We start from the raw sequence: 742 nt of genomic DNA, 5'->3' as shown, positions 1-742 counted from the left end.
CTTCTCCAGGTAGTGCCCGATGGCGACGCCGGCCTTGAAGGTGRCCGCGTCGCCGACACGCATGGCCGTCTCGGTGCTGCCTTCGACCACCGTGATCTCGCCGGCGAGGACGTAGACCATTTCGTCCTCGGCGCTGTGCCAGTGCTTGATGGACGACCTGCAACCCGGTTGCAGGACTTCGATGAAGGCACCGAACTGCGTGAGTGCGCCGGCTTCGCTGATCCACAGCGTCTGGTTCGGCTCTGAAGAGCCTTCGACCGGGTTGACCTCGCTCACGAACTGCGCCGGGCTGAAAACGGGCATGCCGATGACTCCTTCAGATGAGGTGGACTCCGGATTCTGAGCCACCTTCCTTCGTCAACGCTCGAACGCTCCGAGATCCGGTGCACTTCCGGTGAACGGAAGCCCGACGTCGACGCCCTTGTCGATGAGGCCGCTGGTCGGCGCCAGGCGCAGCTGCGGCAGCACGGGCAGGCTGCCGTCGGCCTGCCGGGGCGCATCCCATCCGGCGGTCGACACGCTCTGGAACTCGGCATCGGACAGCGTCACGGCCAGGTTCCATGAGTTGAACTGGGCGTCGGTGCCGTCGACATGGGACAGCAGCATGCCCGTGAAGGCGATGTTGTTCCTGAGCGTGCCAAGCCCCACCGCCGCCCCGTCCGCACGGATACCGAGCATGTCGTAGTCGGGGTGGTTGCCGTAGCTGGTGTTGTTGAAATAGTCGTTCGCCAGCGGATGGTGG

General features: G+C 64.9%; 1 protein-coding gene and 1 pseudogene. Both read right to left on the bottom strand.

What is annotated here, in order from left to right:
• The coding region (locus AC1D15_RS35600) for a cupin domain-containing protein (protein WP_477829797.1) at positions 1-303 on the bottom strand (303 nt) is incomplete at its 3' end.
• 54 nt (positions 304-357) lie between these two features.
• Positions 358-742: pseudogene (locus AC1D15_RS35595) on the bottom strand (pectate lyase); the annotation flags it as partial.

It is taken from the genome of Rhizobacter sp. P2_H2, assembly GCF_056403375.1.
This window is presented reverse-complemented; position numbering and strand designations above follow the sequence as displayed.